We start from the raw sequence: 16,620 nt of genomic DNA, 5'->3' as shown, positions 1-16,620 counted from the left end.
TTATGTCTCGTCGACTGCGTTACTGATACGGCGCAGTATATGATAAAAATATCACTAGCCCTATTGAGGAGTGGTGAGTTTGGTTTTAAACCATGTTGGAACGCTGTGTTCGAGCCAAAACGTCGGTTTAAAAATAGAACCACTAACGAACCCAACATGGCCACCTTTTTCATATAAGTTGTAGTCGATATTACTCGGCAATGGTTGTGATGGGATCACCGATTCGGTCATGAAAGGATCGTCTTTGGCATGGATAATCCGCAGTGGTGTACTGATCAAGTTGAGCTGTTGAAGGCCACTACAACGTTGATAATAATCGTCAGCATCAATAAAGCCATGGAGAGGTGCGGTAATGTGCTGATCAAATTGCCATACCGTATTTATCGCAGCTAATTGCTGGTGGGTGATAGGCATTTTATCTTGATGAAGTGTTATTCGTTTTGCCATTGTGCGCTTCATCGAGTTGAGTAGATATTGCTGATAGATCTTAGAAAAACCTTGTTGAATACGTGCCGAGCATGAGGCTAAATTTAATGGGGGAGACACCGCTTGAGCGGCAACGAGATCACTGTCGTCACCATATTTTGCCAGGTAGTTAATCAGCATGTTGCCGCCGAGGGATACTCCCACTGCGATAAAAGGCCGTAGGGGGAATTGCTCACGTAACCATGTAATGAAAAAGCGTGCATCACTGACTTCACCTGAGTGATAACCTCTAGGTTGACGGTTTAGCTCACCGCTGCAGCCTCTAAAATGCATCATAACCCCAAGCCAACCTTGTTGTTTTGCAGCATATAATAGTCCATTGGCATACGGACTATGGAAGCTACCTTCTAAACCATGAAACAGGATCATTAATGGTTTGCTATCGTCGGTAGGAGCTTCTGTCCAAGCGAGATCAAGAAAGTCATCATCAGGCGTGGTCAGTCGTTGCGTCACAGGTGTGAATAGTGGCTGGCGACGAACAAATCGCGGTAATAAGGTTTGAATGTGTGGATTTTGTAACCCTGATGCTGGCGTAAATTGAGACATGAATATCCTCTGTTACAGCGAAAAATGGGATAAAGGGGGGTGGCGTAATAACTCGGCAATGGTTTTTAAGCCAAAGATCAATTGCTGTTGGTTTAGCGGTGAGCTAATGGCGAGCCGTACTGCTGGTTGAATATGATTACCTCTAGGAGTAAATAATTCTGCTGATTTAACTATGACTCCACGGGCTGTTGTTGCCGCCATAAAATCACTTAAGCGCCAGTCTTCTGGTAATTGCAGCCAAACATGAAAACTATAAGTCTGGGTTGTAATGGCAAACTCACCAAGGTATTGCTGTACCAATAATTGCCGTTGTTGTATTTCAGTACGAACGGTCGTTAATACCCGATCGGCATCACCTTGAACAATTAATTCACAAGCGATAGCAGAGAGCAGTGGGCTGATCATTAAGCTGTGGTTATAGAGTGCTGCACTTAGATGTTGCTGCCACTGTTTCGGCACTTGGATGTAACCTAAGCGAAGTCCTGGTGCGAGGCATTTTGATAACCCTCCGATGTGGATTACATGTTCAGGTGCTAGGTTGATTAAAGGCGGTGGCGGTGAGGGCGGCAGTAATCCGTTGACGTCATCTTCCGCAATTAACACATTATGCTCACGACACACGCTAATCACTTCTTCACGACGAGAGAGCGGCATTGTTACCGAAGTTGGGTTTTGCTGGGTTGGTGTTAAATATATTAGCCGTGGTTGGTAGAGTTCACAGGCCGATGCGAGACTGGCAGGGATCACCCCATCTTCATCCATCTCAACACTTTTTAGGGTAATACCATGTTGACGAGCAAGGGTTAGAAAGCCGGGGTAGCAAAAGTGTTCGACTAACACGGTATCACCAGCACGACAGAAAATACTCAGCAATAATTCCGCAGCATGTTGTGCGCCTGAGGTGAAATACATCTGCTCTGATGAAACATTAATGCCTTTTTGATTTAACCATTGGCAAACGATATGACGATGATTATCGATCCCTTGTGGTGGCTGATACAACATCATGTCATTTAATTGCGAGGGATTAGCACTAATTTTTGCCATCGCTTTGCTTATCATCTCACTGCGATCAAATCGCGGAGGAATGTTATAGCCGAAATTACATTCTTCAGTCTGTAACTCTTCTAATTGATAGATCCAGTGATGGTTTTTATTGTTATCACAGACATACGTCCCAGCCCCAATACGTGCTTCGACAAGATGACGTCGTTCCGCTTCTGCATAAGCACGTGTCACTGTACCGACGGTAACCTGTAATTGATCGGCAAGTGCGCGGTGTGTGGGGAGTTTCTCCCCAATTGCGATGTCACCTTGCTCGATAGCTCGTGCAATTCCATCTGCAATTTGACGATAAAGTGGTTCTTTAGTTTTAGCGATAAGTTGGATATTTAATAACTTTTTCTCGATTGTCATGGTGACAATAAATCCTTTGATCTTAATAACTTCCCTTGTTAGGTTAAATTGTGCGCACAAAACAACCGTATTGCCAGAGATTTTTTATGTTGTCGCGAAATAACTAAAATTGTATCGGTACAATTTCGTGGGAGATGATCTGGATAGTTTTATTTCTATCGTTTATTAAGGAAAGTGTGTGGAAGGATCAACAATCATCTCAGTTATTTTATTTGCCATATTAATGACAGGCACGCCGGGGCCTAACAATATGATGGTGACCGCCTCTGGAGCAAACTTTGGTTATTGGCGTAGTGTTCCGCATATTACGGGGATCAGTGTGGGTATGGCGAGCATGATCAGTTTACTGGCGGCAGGGCTCGGCATTATTTTTGAACGTTATCCTATGGTTCACGAGGTATTAAAAGTTGTTGGGTGTGCGTACTTATTGTATTTAGCATGGAAAATAGCCACTGCTGGCAGCATGAGTAAAACAGAGCAAACAGTGAAGGCGAAACCGATGAGTGTATTCTCTGCTGCTCTGTTTCAATACGTTAATCCTAAAGCATGGATGATGTCAGCAACGGCAGTAAGCACCTTCGCCGTTAGCGGGGAGCACTATTGGTTATCGATATTAATGATTGTATCGGTATTTTTCGTGGTGGGTTTTGTTTGCGTTTCGCTATGGACTGCAACTGGAGTGGTGATACGTCATTGGCTAACATCAGAACGTCGCACGATTCGGTTTAATCAGACGATGGGAGCACTAACGGCAGCATGCGTGATGATGATTTGGTAGTGGTTGCCCTTTGTTCTAGATAACTGAAAATAACAACGCCAACGAAGTACTCGTTGGCGTTATAGGTGTTAGGCGATATTATTCGGCACTAAATTGAGATTCCATCTCTTCTAATTGCTCTTGTAACTCCATCCAAGCAACTTCTACATCTTCCAAATCCGATTTTGCATCACCTTGCAGTTTTAATTGCTCATTCATACGGACTTTGTTCTCAGCCTCATAAATACTGCTATCACTTAATGCGGTTTCAGCATCGGTGATAATGGCATTAAGCTTGTCCATCTGTTTTTCAAGCTTGGTGATTTCTTTACGAATAGGGGCTGTTTGTTTACGGAACTCTGCCTCTAGACGTTTTTGCTCTTTACGCGATGCCGCGCTGTTATCTTTGTTGGTTTCAGGTTTTGTTGCTTGTTGATCACGGCGCTCATTACGCTGTTGCTCGGTAAGCCATTTGTGATAATCATTTAAATCACCATCAAACGGAACGACTTGGCGATCATGCACTAAATATAAGTCATCGGTTGTTGCACGTAATAAGTAACGGTCGTGACTGACAATAACCATTGCACCTTCATAAGATTGCAGTGCCAACGTTAGTGCTTGGCGCATATCTAAATCAAGGTGGTTGGTTGGCTCATCGAGCAGTAATAGGTTAGGACGTTGCCATACAATCAGTGCTAGCACTAAGCGGGCTTTCTCACCGCCAGAAAACGGACCGACTTTTTCTAGCGCTTTATCACCAATAAACCCAAAGCTACCTAAATAATCACGGAGTTGTTGCTCGGTTGCTTGTGGCGCAATACGTGCCATATGCTGAACTGGGGTATCATCAAGGTACAAGGTTTCTAATTGGTGCTGGGCAAAGTAACCAATTTTAACCCCTTGCGAATACGCCATATCACCGGCTTTCGCTGGTAAATCACCCGATAGCATTTTTATCAGAGTCGATTTACCGGCACCATTTCGACCAAGTAGGCCAATACGACTACCAGGAACAAGATTCAGGCGAATTTTTTCTAAAATCAGTAAGTCGTCATAACCTGCGGCAACTTGATCCATCATTAAGATTGGGTTCGGCAGAGCACTTGGCTCGCGGAATTCAAAACTGAATGGGTTATCAAACTGAGCCGGTAACACTTTTTCCATACGTTCGAGGGCTTTAATACGACTTTGCGCTTGGCGTGCTTTACTGGCCTTGTAACGGAAACGTTCAATGTATGACTGCATGTGCGTCATTTGCTTTTGTTGTTTCTGGTACATCGCTTGTTGTAGCACTAGTTTTTCGGCGCGTTGTACTTCAAACGATGAATAGTTACCGGTGTAACTGTGCATGGTTTGATTTTCAATATGGATAATGCGGTTAACCACAGGATCTAAGAAATCGCGGTCATGGGAAATTAACACCAAGGTACCACGGTAGCTTTGCAGCCATTTTTCCAGCCACATTACTGCATCTAAATCTAAGTGGTTAGTTGGCTCATCGAGTAGTAGCAGATCAGAGCGGCATAATAGCGCTTGAGCAAGGTTAAGGCGCATACGCCAACCACCCGAAAATTGAGTTAGGTTCCATTGCATCTGGTGCTGTGAAAAGCCGAGGCCGTCAAGTAATTCAGCCGCACGAGCATTGATACTATAGCCACCAATGGTGTCCATTTTACCGTGAAGCTCTGCGACTTTAGTACCATCATCAGCTTGTTCTGCGGCAAGGAGTTGGCGTTCAAGTTCACGGTATTCACGGTCGCCATCAATGACATACTCAATAGCTGCGCGCTCTAACGCTGGTGTCTCCTGAGCAACCCATGCCATTTCCCAGTTACTCGGAAATTGGCAGTTGCCAGCATCTAAGCTGAGCTCATTTTTCAGTAAAGCGAACAGGGTCGATTTACCACAACCGTTTTTACCGACAAGACCGACTTTGTCGCCCGGGTGGATCGTTGAAGTGGCGTTTTCAAGTAATACTTTGCCACCACGTAGAAGTTGGATATCTGAAAAGATAATCATCAATATTGCCGGGGTCTTGCCCGCTCCACTAAATAAACTGGACTTATGGGCGGAAGTCTAACTCAAACAGCGCAGAGTGGCTAACATCTCTCTATTGCTTTAGGTTACGTTTTGCTGAACAAATGATAAACAAAAGATCATGTTTGTTAACAATTAGGTATGATGGAATAATACTGAGCAAGTCCTTATTGTTGCACATGATGAATATGAACGATTGTCAAAGGATGTTATGACACGACAAAACTTACCATCAATTCTCATTATTTTTGCTCATCCTGATCCTGATGAGTCCGTTGCTAATCGCGCAATGTTGCAAGATATTGAGCTATTAGGTCACGTTACTGTGCATGATTTATATGCCACGTACCCCGATTTCTTTATCGATGTTGTCGCAGAGCATGAGCTGATCGCGAGTCACGACATCATTATTTTCCAGCATCCGCTCTATATGTATTCCTGCCCATCATTGTTGAAAGAGTGGTTTGATAGAGTGTTAAGCAAAGGCTTCGCTCACGGTGACGGTAATGAAACCGTGGGTAAATATTGGCGCTCGGTGATCACGACTGGTGGTGGAGCAGAAGCTTATAGTCCGGATGGTTATAACCGTTATGGTATTGATACCATTTTAAAGCCATTTGAAATTTGTGCTGATCTTTGCCAAATGCATTGGTTACCGCCACTTATCTTGCACTGGGCAAGACGCGTCACGCAGGATGAATTAAACCAACATGCACGCGCATACCAATCATGGTTAGCGAACCCTTTGATTATTGAGCCTCGAATTAGCTTAACGAAGAAGGAGACCAACAATGACCAATGATTTCCTTGTTCTAAGTGTGGTTTTTTTGGCCGCAGCTATTATTGCCGTCCCTTTGGCGCAAAAGCTTGGCTTAGGTTCAGTGTTAGGCTATTTGATTGCGGGTATTGCCATTGGCCCTTGGGGCTTAGGCTTGATCTCCGATGTTGATGCTATCCTCCATTTCTCTGAATTTGGTGTAGTGTTGTTACTGTTTCTGATTGGTTTAGAGCTTAATCCGAAAACACTGTGGCAAATGCGTAAACCCATTTTAGGGTTAGGTGGTGGACAGGTGGTGATCACCAGTGGGGTTATTGCCGTAGTGGTTATGAGCCTTAATGGCTTTTTACCTTCGCTGACGTGGCGTGATTCAGCCGTGATTGGCATGGGGCTGGCGTTATCTTCAACAGCAATTGCACTGCGTGTAATAGAAGAGCAGCAATTATCAGGAAGTGAAACGGGGCAATCGGGTTTTGCGGTACTGCTATTTCAAGATATAGCGGTGATCCCAATGCTTGCTTTACTCCCAGCTCTCGCTGGTGGTAAAGGGGGGAGTTGGAATGATGCATTCTGGATGTTAGGGGGTATCGCCGTACTCCTTGTCGGTGGACATTTTTTACTTCGTCCACTGTTTCGTTATGTGGTGATGAGTGGTGTTCGTGAACTGTTTAATGTTGCGGCATTACTGTTAGTGCTTGGTATTGCATTGATTATGCAGGCGCTTGGATTATCCATGGCGTTAGGGGCATTCTTAGCGGGGGTGCTATTAGCTGAGAGCGAATATCGCCATGAATTAGAAATTGCGATAGAGCCGTTTAAAGGGTTATTACTGGGGCTGTTTTTTATCTCAGTGGGTATGGCGGTAAATATTGGGTTACTGTGGCAATATCCATTACAGATTTTAGCCGCGGTATTAGCATTAATCGCAGTAAAAGGCATCGTGCTCTATCTTTTAGCCCGGATATTTGGCGTAAGAGAAAAGTCACGTAGTCAGATGGCGGCGATTTTAAGTCAGGGTGGTGAGTTTGCGTTTGTCTTGTTTACTGCCGCTCGTGCTGAAGGTTTACTAGATGCGCAATTATTAGCTTTCTTGCTGGTGGTTGTAAGTATATCAATGATGACAACGCCGCTCGTATTAACGCTTCAAAATCGCTGGTTTGTGCGAAGCTTCAAAGCGAGTGAGCAACCTGAGCCAGAATCGGATGTTGTTGATCGTGCCCCCCGTGTCATCATTACGGGTTTTGGACGCTTTGGACAAGTTATAGGACGATTACTGTTTGCTAATAAAATTAAAGTAACCGTACTTGAGCGCGATCCGAGCCAAATCCAATTTTTACGCAAGTTCGGTTATAAAGTTTTTTACGGTGATGCTACTCAGTTAGATTTGCTCCGCGCAGCAGGGGCAGATAATGCGGAAGCAATTATTATCTGTACTGATGCACCGACAGAAGTCATGGAAGTGGTGGCTATGTGTCAGCAACATTTCCCGCACTTAAAAATATTAGCGCGGGCGAGAAGTCGTGTTGAAGCGCACCAATTACTAGGTCAAGGTGTTGAATGTTTCTCACGTGAAACTTTTGCTGGTGCTCTTGATTTAGGTCGCCAAGCCCTCATATCTTTAGGTATGCATCCGTATAAAGCGAAACGTGCTGAGGCACATTTTCGTAAAATAGATACACAAGCCTTACGGGACCTATTGCCGCAGCATAGTGAAGACGTCAATTTAGCATCAAGGCAAAAAGAAGCCCGTAAAGAGTTAGAAGAAATTTTCGATCGTGAAATGCGAGGTGAGGAAGAGCGCCATCATGGTTGGGATTAAGCTAGCGCTTGTGTGATGATCAAGGAAAGAGCAGGATGATAAAAAAACGATTTATCGCAGGGGCTGCATGCCCTAGTTGTCAAACCATCGATACTTTACGCTGGTGGCAACAAGATGATGTTGAATATGTCGAGTGTGTGGCTTGTGATCATGCAGATACACGGGTGCCACAATCGGTACAAGAAAGTGAACAACTTTCGTCAACGACCAAACAACAAGTGATAGGTGTTTTCAAGCCTGACTAATACGGAATTAGCATCATTGCCATATTATCCTGTATGATGTCGCGCAAAACTTATCACCCCAAGCTCAAATTTTGGAGTAAACATGAAAGTCGCTAAAGACACAGTAGTAAGCCTAGCTTACCAAGTGAAAACTGAAGATGGTGTAGTTGTAGATCAATCAACAGTTGAAGCTCCACTTGATTACCTTCACGGTCATAACAATCTAATTCCTGGCCTTGAAGCAGCGCTTGAAGGTCATGTAGCTGGCGACAAGTTCGAAGTAACTGTTGCTCCTGCTGACGCTTACGGCGAGCACATGGACGAAATGGTTCAACGTGTTCCTGCAAACGTATTCCAAGGTGTTGATGAAATTACTGTTGGTATGCGTTTCCTAGCAGATACTGATCAAGGTCCAATCCCTGTTGAAGTAACTGAAGTTGATGGCGATCACGTAGTTGTTGATGGTAACCACATGCTTGCTGGTCAAACGCTAGGTTTTGATGTTGAAGTTGTTGCAGTACGCGCAGCGACTGAAGAAGAAATTGCACACGGTCACCTACATCAAGGTGGTGGTTGTTGTGGCGGCGAAGGCGGTTGTGGCGATCACGGTAACAGTGACGAAGGTTGCTGCGGTGGCGAAGAGAAAGGCGGTTGCTGCTCTCACTAATATCATTTGATGATATCAATAAAAAAGGAAGCTTAGGCTTCCTTTTTTGTTTTCATTTTTTAGTCAAACACGATTAATAGTGTGGCGGCGGAGTTTCTTCCGACTCGCTAGCCATATTTGGTGCTTGCATGCCTTTTACCTTACCCACTAAAAATCTCATCTGAACTTCCATGCGGTCAATCATGAACTGTTGTTTGGTAAGGGCATCATTAAGATCATCAATAGTTTGCTCTTGAAAGGCTTGTTTCATTTCAAGTTCATCAATACGGTGTTGTAATTGTTCAATCTCAGTCATGGTCGTTTTCAATCGGTTGACCAGGCTTGGGCAAATCCAGATGATGATCCAGAGATGACGTTACCTGTTGGGCTAATAGCGACATCATACACCACTGCTGTAGCGGGTCGAGTGTCTTGCTGACGTTCCGCCTTCCAACTACCGATATTTTTCCCATCCGATGTTTGCCATAACTCCACTCGGCGTGAGGGAGTGCCAGTTGCTACCATTGAACCATCATCAGAAAAACGCGCACTCGAAAGGGTTTGTTGGCGAAGGGTAATGTCTAGCTCTGATACTTTCTTGCCGTTGGTTAAATCCCAAATAAAGACGTCATTGGTGCCATCGGCAGTCAGGGCAAATTTTCCATCTCGTTGTAGTGCGACTCGAGTAATGCGACTTTTATGAGGGAAACCATACAAGATTTGTCCTGTTCGGGTATCCCATAAATAGCCATTATGATCATTGCCGCCGGATAGCGCGTAACGGCCATTAGGAGAGAGAGCGACACTATTAACTTTCTCTTGATGAGCTAAAAACTCAAGTCGTCTTCCTGTGCTAATATTGATAAATAAGGCCTTACCATTACTTAGCGCTAATAAGATGTCGTCGCCATTATTGGCAATAGCGACATCTCTAATGGTAGTGTCATCAATCGACCATAAACCTTGTGCTTGGGACCAGCCAAGATCCCAAATAGCAAACTTTTGTGCTGTGGCCGTGATAGCAAAACGTTTATTGTCAGAAATATGGCTACTTATCACCGTACTGTGATGTTGATCTTGAGAACCAAAATCAGCTAACTTTTTGTTTTGATGTAAGTCCCATAGCACGATACCTTGTTCGATTGCAGCAACTATTGCAAAACGACCATCTCGGCTAAGGCTAAAACTGGTTGCACCTTGTGGGGCTAATTGCCAGCGTTGGACTTCTGAGCCAGAAAAGAAACAACCACTCAAGGTCAAAGTGGATAAAAATAAACAAAATGAAAAAAAAGTTTTATACATTAAGCTCTTGTTCCGCTTGCATAGGGTAACTAGTAGAGTAAATTAGTCTGATTAAATAACTGAACTGACATGCTTTTTACAGTTACTTAATCAAATGCTAGTAGTATATTGTTATAACTTTATTTTCATACTCATTCTAAAAAGTACAGTTAAAAAATGAGGCATTGCCTCACTGACTGATGGAGAAATACATGAAACCTGTTCTAAAGATGTCTGTATTGGCAGCAACAATTTTCCTCGCTGTTGGTTGTCAGGATGATAATAAAGCAGACACCAATAAGCCTGCTGAACCTGCGAAAGTAGAGCAGGTTGCTGCTAAGACTCCAGCTGCTGATGCTAAAGTTGAATTTAAAACTGAAAATCAAAAAGCAGCTTATGCAATTGGTGCATCACTGGCGCAATACCTATCAGCCAACCTTGATCAGCAAAAAGAGCTAGGTCTAGACCTAAATCGTCAAGACGTACTTCAAGGTGTTGAAGATGTATTTGCGGGTAAGAGTCGTTTAACGCAAGAGCAAACCCAACAAGCGCTTCAAGAACTTGACCAGCGCGTAGCTAAAATTGTTGAAGAAAAAGCAAAAGCTGAAGCTGAGAAAAACATAAAAGCTGGTGAAGAGTTCCGTACTAAGTTCTCGAAAGAAGCGGGTGTTGTAACAACTAAAACCGGCCTAATGTACAAGATTGAGAAAGAAGGTACAGGTCCAAAACCAACAGCAACCGATACAGTTGAAGTAAATTACAAAGGCATGCTAACTGACGGTACCGTATTTGACAGTTCTTACCAGCGTAATCAACCTGCCACTTTCCCTTTAAATCAAGTAATCCCTGGTTGGACTGAAGGCGTTCAGCTAATGCCTGTAGGTTCAAAGTTTGAGTTTGTTATTCCGCCACAACTTGCTTACGGCGCTCAAGCAAACCCAAGCATTCCAGCTAATTCAACATTGGTATTCCAAGTTGAGCTACTAAGTATTAAAGGTGATAAAACTGCAAAACCTGCAGCGGCACCAGCTGAAAAACCAGCAGCTACAGAGACAAAAACACAATAGTTGAGCAATATTTACCAATAAATATGCTGATAAATATCAAGACCCGACTTATGTCGGGTCTTTTCTTTTTAATTATCTGATAAACTTACTAGCAATATTTTAAATTTTATTGATTCTATTTAATACATAAGTTGAATGTATAAGTCGTATTAATAGTATTGATTGCAACATGGAAGATTGAAAAGTGGTTTCAACTGATAACTTTGGTTCAGAGGTGATGGTCGACAGTGATATCGTCGATAGCCGAATCTTCTCTGAGCATGATTATATTATTCTTCGCTCTTATGAAGCCGTTGTTGATGGTTTAGCAGCGCTAATTGGTCCCTTTTGTGAAATCGTGCTCCATTCATTAGCCGATCTCAACACCTCTGCGATTAAGATTGCTAACGGAGAAAATACCGGCCGTAAAGTTGGCTCGCCAATCACTGATCTTGCATTACGCATGCTACGCGATATTGAAGGTTCTGAGCGCAATTTTTCTCGTGCTTATTTCACCCGTGCTAAAGGTGGTGACTTAATGAAGTCAATCACGATTGCCATTCGTAACGGTGAAAATAATATCATTGGCCTGCTGTGTATAAACGTTAATTTAGATGCCCCTTTCTCTCAAATTCTGCAGTCGTTTATGCCTACTGATGAAGCTAAACAAGCGGCATCAACCGTTAACTTTGCCAGCGATGTTGATGAGCTCGTTGATCAAACGGTAGAACGTACTATCGAAGAAATTAATGCAGATAAAAACGTATCAAATAATGCCAAAAACCGTCAAATCGTGATGGAGTTGTTTGATAAAGGCATTTTCGATATTAAAGATGCAATTAATCGTGTTGCAGATCGTTTAAATATCTCCAAACACACTGTGTATCTGTATATTCGCCAGCGAAAAACCGAGGATGGTGAGAAGTGAGCTTAACTTACGCTATCGTGGTCAATGGTCCTGCATACGGAAACCAAACCTCACGTTCAGCTTATCAATTTGCAAGTGCATTAATTGAAGAAGGACACGTATTACAACGCGTGTTTTTTTATCAAGATGGCGTGTTAAATGGCTCTGCATTAACGGCACCAGCATCCGATGAATTTGATCTTGTGGCGGCATGGCAAGCATTTGCTAAAACGCATAATGTTGAATTGCAAACCTGTGTGGCTGCCGCATTGCGTCGCGGTATTGTCAGTGAACAAGAAGCAGAGCAAAACCAATTATCTGCTGTCAATCTTGCAGATGGCTTTGAACAGGTAGGGCTTGGTGGTCTTGCTGAAGTCTTGTTAACGGCAGATCGCGTCATACAATTTTAGTGGTATAGATATGAATTCACTGGGCTTTATCTTTAGAACTTCACCACATGGCAACAATAGTGGGCGAGAAGGGCTAGATGCTGTATTGGCAAGTTCGGCTTATACTGAAGAGTTGTCACTGTATTTTATTGATGATGGCGTATTTCAGTTATTAAAACAGCAGCAGCCACAAGCAATTTTAAGTCGAGATTATATTGCGACATTTAAAATGCTTGAACTTTATGATGTTGAAAATATTTATGTGAATGCTGAATCACTCCGTGCGCGCGGACTAACAACAGATGATTTGATCATCGATGTGATTGTTTGTGAACAAGCACAATTAATAGAAAAAATGCATCAATGTCGACAACTTCTTACATTTTGAGGTCGTAATGCTTCATACCGTTACTCGCTCACCCTATCAAAGCCAATCTTTGGTCCAATGTTTAGCATATGTTGCCGCTGGTGATGAAATATTGCTGTTAGAAGATGCTGTGATCGCCAGTTTGGCAAAAAATAATTATTTAAATGTAATAAAAAATATTGGCGTAAAAATTTATTTACTTGAGGCTGATCTCATTGCACGTGGATTGCAAGGTAAATGTGATGAGAATCTTAATGTTATTGATTATAAAGGCTTTGTTTCGTTAACCGTTAAGCATGAGCAGCATATGAAATGGGCGTGAATAAGTATGATATTAGCCTTGAAAGTGATAAAAAACGGATTGTTTAAGAAATGATCACTTGATTGATCGTTGGTTAGATCTTGACACCCTAGGGTGCGATGCCTAAAATTTCGCGTCCTCCTGTTGTTGGGAGGCAGATTTTTCACCTTACGAAAGTAATATTCAGGAGCTATTTAATGGCAACTATTAACCAGTTGGTACGTAAGCCACGTGCTAAGCAAGTTGTAAAAAGCAACGTGCCAGCACTAGAAGCGTGCCCACAAAAACGTGGTGTATGTACTCGTGTTTACACTACTACACCTAAAAAACCGAACTCAGCATTACGTAAAGTATGTCGTGTTCGTCTAACAAACGGTTTCGAAGTAACATCATACATCGGCGGTGAAGGTCACAACCTTCAGGAGCACTCAGTTGTTCTTATCCGCGGTGGTCGTGTTAAAGACTTACCGGGTGTTCGTTACCACACTGTTCGTGGTGCACTTGACTGTGCAGGCGTTAATGACCGTAAACAAGGTCGTTCTAAGTACGGTGTGAAGCGTCCTAAGTCTTAATGGATTCCGTTAAGTAAGGCCAAACACTAAAATTATTTAATTTTGAAGAAACTGAAAAGTTTTGGATAACCTGAAGAAGACAACGGAGATAATCCATGCCACGTCGTCGCGTAATCGGTCAGCGTAAGATCCTTCCAGATCCTAAATTCAAATCAGAATTGCTGGCAAAATTCGTTAACATCCTTATGGTTGACGGTAAAAAATCTACTGCAGAAAAAATTGTTTACTCTGCACTAGAAACTATGGCTGAGCGTTCTGGTGAAGAACACCTAGCTGTATTTGAAAAAGCTCTTGAAAATGTACGTCCAGCGGTAGAAGTTAAGTCTCGCCGTGTGGGTGGTTCAACTTACCAGGTGCCTGTAGAAGTACGTCCAGTACGTCGTAATGCACTAGCTATGCGTTGGTTAGTTGAAGCTGCGCGTAAGCGTGGTGAAAAATCTATGGCTCAGCGTCTAGCAGGCGAAATGCTTGATGCGGCTGACAACAAAGGTTCTGCTGTTAAGAAACGTGAAGACGTTCACCGTATGGCAGATGCGAACAAAGCGTTCGCACATTACCGCTGGTAATATAGCTGGTAATACCGCTTGGGCACGGCAGGTTTTCCTGCTGTGCCTAAACCATATTCTAAGGTTCACCTTAGTAAGAGGATACAACCGTGGCACGCAAAACGCCTATCGAGCGCTACCGTAATATTGGTATCTGTGCTCACGTTGACGCCGGTAAAACAACAACGACCGAGCGCATCCTGTTTTATACAGGCCTATCTCACAAGATTGGTGAAGTACACGACGGCGCTGCTACTATGGATTGGATGGAGCAGGAGCAAGAACGTGGCATCACGATCACCTCTGCTGCAACAACCACCTTTTGGCGCGGTATGGACAAGCAGTTCGACGAGCACCGAATCAACATCATTGATACTCCAGGACACGTAGACTTCACCATTGAAGTTGAACGTTCACTACGTGTATTAGATGGTGCTGTTGTTGTGTTCTGTGGTTCTTCAGGTGTAGAGCCTCAGTCAGAGACTGTATGGCGTCAAGCTGATAGATACGAAGTACCACGCATGGTTTTCGTTAACAAGATGGACCGTACTGGTGCCGATTTCCTTCGCGTTATCGAGCAAATTAAAACCCGTCTTGGCGCAAACCCAGTACCTATTCAACTGAATATTGGTGCTGAAGATGAATTTAAAGGTGTAATTGACCTGATCAAAATGAAGGCCATTAACTGGTCAGAAGTTGATCAAGGGACTAGTTTTACCTATGAAGACATTCCTGCTGAGTTATTAGAAGAAGCAGAAGAATGGCGCATGAATTTAGTTGAGTCTGCCGCTGAAGCGAATGATGAACTAATGGATAAATACCTTGAAGAAGGCGAACTGACTGAAGCTGAAATTAAAGTAGGTCTTCGTCAACGTACACTCAACAACGAAATCGTACTCGCGACTTGTGGTTCTGCATTCAAGAACAAAGGTGTTCAGGCAGTACTTGATGCAGTTGTTGATTTCCTTCCTTCACCAACAGAAGTAAAAGCAATTACTGGTGAAGATGAAAACGGTAACCCTGTTGAACGTCACTCAGATGACAATGAACCTTTTGCAGCTCTTGCGTTCAAAATTGCAACAGACCCGTTTGTAGGTACGTTAACATTCATGCGTGTTTATTCTGGTGTTGTAAATTCAGGTGATACTGTCTTTAACAGCATTAAAGATAAACGTGAACGTTTAGGTCGCATTGTTCAAATGCATGCGAATAAGCGTGAAGAGGTCAAAGAAGTGCGTGCTGGCGATATCGCTGCAGCTATTGGCCTTAAATTTGCGACAACAGGTGACACCCTATGTGATCAAAATCATAAAGTGATTCTTGAGCGCATGGACTTCCCTGAACCAGTAATTCAGATCGTTGTTGAGCCTCGTTCAACAGCCGATCAGGATAAGATGGCAATCGCGCTAGAAAAATTAGCGATGGAAGATCCATCTTTCCGAGTAGAAATTGATAATGAATCTGGCCAGACATTAATTTCTGGTATGGGTGAACTTCACCTTGATATCATTGTTGATCGAATGAAACGTGAATTTAGCGTTGACTGTAATGTGGGTAACCCACAAGTTGCTTACCGTGAAAGTATTCGTGGTACAACGGAAGTCGAAGGTAAATTCATTCGCCAAGCTGGTGAAACGGGTGGGCGTAACCAATATGGTCACGTTTGCTTACGATTAGAACCAACTGAGCCTGGTGAAGGTTTCGTATTCGTAGATGAAATCGTGAATGGTAGCGTGCCGAAAGAGTATATCACGGCTGCTGCGATTGGTATCGAAGAACAAATGAAGAGTGGTGTGCTTGCTGGCTACCCAATGGTTGATGTTAAAGCAACGCTGTTCGACGGTTCATTCCACGAAACTGATTCTAACGATATTGCATTTAAAATCGCAGGTTCAATGGCATTAAGACAAGGTGCGCTACAAGCAAACCCTGTATTGCTTGAGCCTATGATGAAAGTTGAAATTACCACGCCTGAAGATTGGATGGGTGATGTTGTTGGCGATCTTAACCGTCGTCGCGGCATGATCGAAGGTATGGACGAAGGCAATGCGGGTATTAAAATTATTCGTGCACAAGTTCCATTATCGGCAATGTTTGGCTATGCAACTGATTTGCGTTCAGCAACACAAGGCCGTGCGTCTTATTCTATGGAGTTTAGCGAGTACGCTGAAATGCCAAAGAATGTTACTGACAAAATTATTGCAGAACGTAACTAATTTCATTATTGCGTCGATGGCTATTGACGCATAAAATACAAACTTCAGAGCCGTCCCCGACCTAGTAGGGGGCGTATCTTAACTAGGAAGGAACACAATTGTGTCTAAAGAAAAATTTGAACGCGTAAAACCGCACGTAAACGTTGGTACTATCGGTCACGTTGACCACGGTAAAACAACTCTAACTGCTGCTATCTGTACTACACTTTCAAAAGTGTACGGTGGTGCTGCTCGTGACTTCGCATCAATCGATAACGCTCCAGAAGAGCGTGAGCGCGGTATCA

General features: G+C 43.3%; 19 protein-coding genes. 14 read left to right on the top strand and 5 right to left on the bottom strand.

Annotated features, from left to right (window positions below; all coding sequences use genetic code 11):
- Positions 1–60: 60 nt before the first annotated feature.
- Positions 61–1,032, bottom strand: coding sequence for a hydrolase (locus C9J42_RS13955; protein ID WP_107290821.1), 972 nt, complete (start codon positions 1,030–1,032; stop codon positions 61–63).
- 12 nt (positions 1,033–1,044) lie between these two features.
- Positions 1,045–2,448 carry a PLP-dependent aminotransferase family protein gene (locus C9J42_RS13950; RefSeq protein ID WP_107260657.1) on the bottom strand — a complete coding sequence of 468 codons (1,404 nt, stop codon included), beginning with the start codon at positions 2,446–2,448 and terminating at the stop codon, positions 1,045–1,047.
- Positions 2,449–2,626: 178 nt separating this feature from the next.
- Between C9J42_RS13950 and C9J42_RS13945 the strand changes: the two genes are divergently transcribed.
- Positions 2,627–3,226 carry a LysE family translocator gene (locus C9J42_RS13945; RefSeq protein ID WP_107207509.1) on the top strand — a complete coding sequence of 200 codons (600 nt, stop codon included), beginning with the start codon at positions 2,627–2,629 and terminating at the stop codon, positions 3,224–3,226.
- Positions 3,227–3,304: 78 nt separating this feature from the next.
- Here C9J42_RS13945 and C9J42_RS13940 read toward each other — a convergent pair whose 3' ends face one another.
- On the bottom strand, positions 3,305–5,227 hold the full coding sequence (locus tag C9J42_RS13940) for an ABC transporter ATP-binding protein (RefSeq protein ID WP_107207510.1): 1,923 nt from the start codon (positions 5,225–5,227) through the stop codon (positions 3,305–3,307).
- Between the two features lie 229 nt (positions 5,228–5,456).
- On the opposite strand from C9J42_RS13940, the gene kefG reads away from it, so the two are divergent.
- The 4 genes from kefG to slyD all read left to right on the top strand — a co-directional run bounded on the left by kefG (position 5,457) and on the right by slyD (position 8,733).
- Entirely contained in the window at positions 5,457–6,047 is a 591-nt protein-coding gene (gene kefG / locus C9J42_RS13935; RefSeq protein ID WP_107207511.1) for a glutathione-regulated potassium-efflux system ancillary protein KefG, read from the top strand.
- The gene (gene kefB, locus C9J42_RS13930; protein WP_107260659.1) at positions 6,037–7,842 is read left to right on the top strand and encodes a glutathione-regulated potassium-efflux system protein KefB; all 1,806 of its coding nucleotides are present in this window, start codon (positions 6,037–6,039) and stop codon (positions 7,840–7,842) included. The genes kefG and kefB overlap by 11 nt, the downstream gene beginning before the upstream one ends.
- Before the next feature lie 35 nt (positions 7,843–7,877).
- Positions 7,878–8,087 (top strand): YheV family putative zinc ribbon protein, encoded by a 210-nt coding sequence (locus C9J42_RS13925; protein WP_107207513.1) that lies wholly within the window; start codon positions 7,878–7,880, stop codon positions 8,085–8,087.
- Positions 8,088–8,169: 82 nt separating this feature from the next.
- Positions 8,170–8,733 carry a peptidylprolyl isomerase gene (gene slyD, locus C9J42_RS13920; protein ID WP_107207514.1) on the top strand — a complete coding sequence of 188 codons (564 nt, stop codon included), beginning with the start codon at positions 8,170–8,172 and terminating at the stop codon, positions 8,731–8,733.
- Positions 8,734–8,806: 73 nt separating this feature from the next.
- On the opposite strand, the gene C9J42_RS13915 is transcribed toward slyD, so the two are convergent.
- Complete coding sequence (locus tag C9J42_RS13915) at positions 8,807–9,028, bottom strand: SlyX family protein (RefSeq protein WP_005371779.1); 222 nt, start codon at positions 9,026–9,028, stop codon at positions 8,807–8,809.
- An 8-nt stretch (positions 9,029–9,036) separates the two neighbouring features.
- Positions 9,037–10,014, bottom strand: coding sequence for a WD40 repeat domain-containing protein (locus C9J42_RS13910; protein ID WP_107302084.1), 978 nt, complete (start codon positions 10,012–10,014; stop codon positions 9,037–9,039).
- A 191-nt stretch (positions 10,015–10,205) separates the two neighbouring features.
- Between C9J42_RS13910 and fkpA the strand changes: the two genes are divergently transcribed.
- From fkpA to C9J42_RS13865, 9 genes are all read left to right on the top strand, one after another.
- Positions 10,206–11,060 carry an FKBP-type peptidyl-prolyl cis-trans isomerase gene (gene fkpA / locus C9J42_RS13905; RefSeq protein ID WP_107207516.1) on the top strand — a complete coding sequence of 285 codons (855 nt, stop codon included), beginning with the start codon at positions 10,206–10,208 and terminating at the stop codon, positions 11,058–11,060.
- A 184-nt stretch (positions 11,061–11,244) separates the two neighbouring features.
- Complete coding sequence (locus C9J42_RS13900) at positions 11,245–11,967, top strand: transcriptional regulator (protein ID WP_005371773.1); 723 nt, start codon at positions 11,245–11,247, stop codon at positions 11,965–11,967.
- Positions 11,964–12,356: a sulfurtransferase complex subunit TusD gene (gene tusD / locus C9J42_RS13895; RefSeq protein ID WP_107260661.1), complete on the top strand. Its 393-nt coding sequence runs from the start codon at positions 11,964–11,966 to the stop codon at positions 12,354–12,356. The genes C9J42_RS13900 and tusD overlap by 4 nt, the downstream gene beginning before the upstream one ends.
- A gap of 10 nt (positions 12,357–12,366) precedes the next feature.
- Entirely contained in the window at positions 12,367–12,723 is a 357-nt protein-coding gene (tusC, locus tag C9J42_RS13890) for a sulfurtransferase complex subunit TusC (protein ID WP_005371769.1), read from the top strand.
- Between the two features lie 7 nt (positions 12,724–12,730).
- Positions 12,731–13,024: a sulfurtransferase complex subunit TusB gene (tusB, locus tag C9J42_RS13885; protein WP_107260663.1), complete on the top strand. Its 294-nt coding sequence runs from the start codon at positions 12,731–12,733 to the stop codon at positions 13,022–13,024.
- A gap of 176 nt (positions 13,025–13,200) precedes the next feature.
- Positions 13,201–13,575 carry a 30S ribosomal protein S12 gene (gene rpsL, locus C9J42_RS13880; protein ID WP_004399892.1) on the top strand — a complete coding sequence of 125 codons (375 nt, stop codon included), beginning with the start codon at positions 13,201–13,203 and terminating at the stop codon, positions 13,573–13,575.
- A gap of 95 nt (positions 13,576–13,670) precedes the next feature.
- On the top strand, positions 13,671–14,141 hold the full coding sequence (gene rpsG, locus C9J42_RS13875) for a 30S ribosomal protein S7 (RefSeq protein ID WP_005371760.1): 471 nt from the start codon (positions 13,671–13,673) through the stop codon (positions 14,139–14,141).
- 89 nt (positions 14,142–14,230) lie between these two features.
- A complete protein-coding gene (gene fusA / locus C9J42_RS13870) occupies positions 14,231–16,336 on the top strand; it encodes an elongation factor G (RefSeq protein WP_107287706.1) in 2,106 nt (701 codons plus the stop codon).
- A 100-nt stretch (positions 16,337–16,436) separates the two neighbouring features.
- Positions 16,437–16,620 (top strand): GTP-binding protein (locus tag C9J42_RS13865; protein ID WP_233217677.1); only part of this gene is annotated, 184 nt, incomplete at its 3' end.

Source organism: Photobacterium sp. GB-56, assembly GCF_003026105.1.
Taxonomy (GTDB): domain Bacteria; phylum Pseudomonadota; class Gammaproteobacteria; order Enterobacterales; family Vibrionaceae; genus Photobacterium.
This window is presented reverse-complemented; position numbering and strand designations above follow the sequence as displayed.

What these genes read in the sequence shown, in the direction of transcription:
- C9J42_RS13955 (WP_107290821.1), bottom strand. Translation starts at nt 1,032, where the DNA reads ATGTCTCAATTTACGCCAGCATCAGGGTTACAAAATCCACACATTCAA.
- C9J42_RS13950 (WP_107260657.1), bottom strand. Translation starts at nt 2,448, where the DNA reads ATGACAATCGAGAAAAAGTTATTAAATATCCAACTTATCGCTAAAACT.
- C9J42_RS13940 (WP_107207510.1), bottom strand. Translation starts at nt 5,227, where the DNA reads ATGATTATCTTTTCAGATATCCAACTTCTACGTGGTGGCAAAGTATTA.
- kefG (WP_107207511.1), top strand. Translation starts at nt 5,457, where the DNA reads ATGACACGACAAAACTTACCATCAATTCTCATTATTTTTGCTCATCCT.
- kefB (WP_107260659.1), top strand. Translation starts at nt 6,037, where the DNA reads ATGACCAATGATTTCCTTGTTCTAAGTGTGGTTTTTTTGGCCGCAGCT.
- C9J42_RS13925 (WP_107207513.1), top strand. Translation starts at nt 7,878, where the DNA reads ATGATAAAAAAACGATTTATCGCAGGGGCTGCATGCCCTAGTTGTCAA.
- slyD (WP_107207514.1), top strand. Translation starts at nt 8,170, where the DNA reads ATGAAAGTCGCTAAAGACACAGTAGTAAGCCTAGCTTACCAAGTGAAA.
- C9J42_RS13915 (WP_005371779.1), bottom strand. Translation starts at nt 9,028, where the DNA reads ATGACTGAGATTGAACAATTACAACACCGTATTGATGAACTTGAAATG.
- C9J42_RS13910 (WP_107302084.1), bottom strand. Translation starts at nt 10,014, where the DNA reads ATGTATAAAACTTTTTTTTCATTTTGTTTATTTTTATCCACTTTGACC.
- fkpA (WP_107207516.1), top strand. Translation starts at nt 10,206, where the DNA reads ATGAAACCTGTTCTAAAGATGTCTGTATTGGCAGCAACAATTTTCCTC.
- tusC (WP_005371769.1), top strand. Translation starts at nt 12,367, where the DNA reads ATGAATTCACTGGGCTTTATCTTTAGAACTTCACCACATGGCAACAAT.
- tusB (WP_107260663.1), top strand. Translation starts at nt 12,731, where the DNA reads ATGCTTCATACCGTTACTCGCTCACCCTATCAAAGCCAATCTTTGGTC.
- rpsL (WP_004399892.1), top strand. Translation starts at nt 13,201, where the DNA reads ATGGCAACTATTAACCAGTTGGTACGTAAGCCACGTGCTAAGCAAGTT.
- rpsG (WP_005371760.1), top strand. Translation starts at nt 13,671, where the DNA reads ATGCCACGTCGTCGCGTAATCGGTCAGCGTAAGATCCTTCCAGATCCT.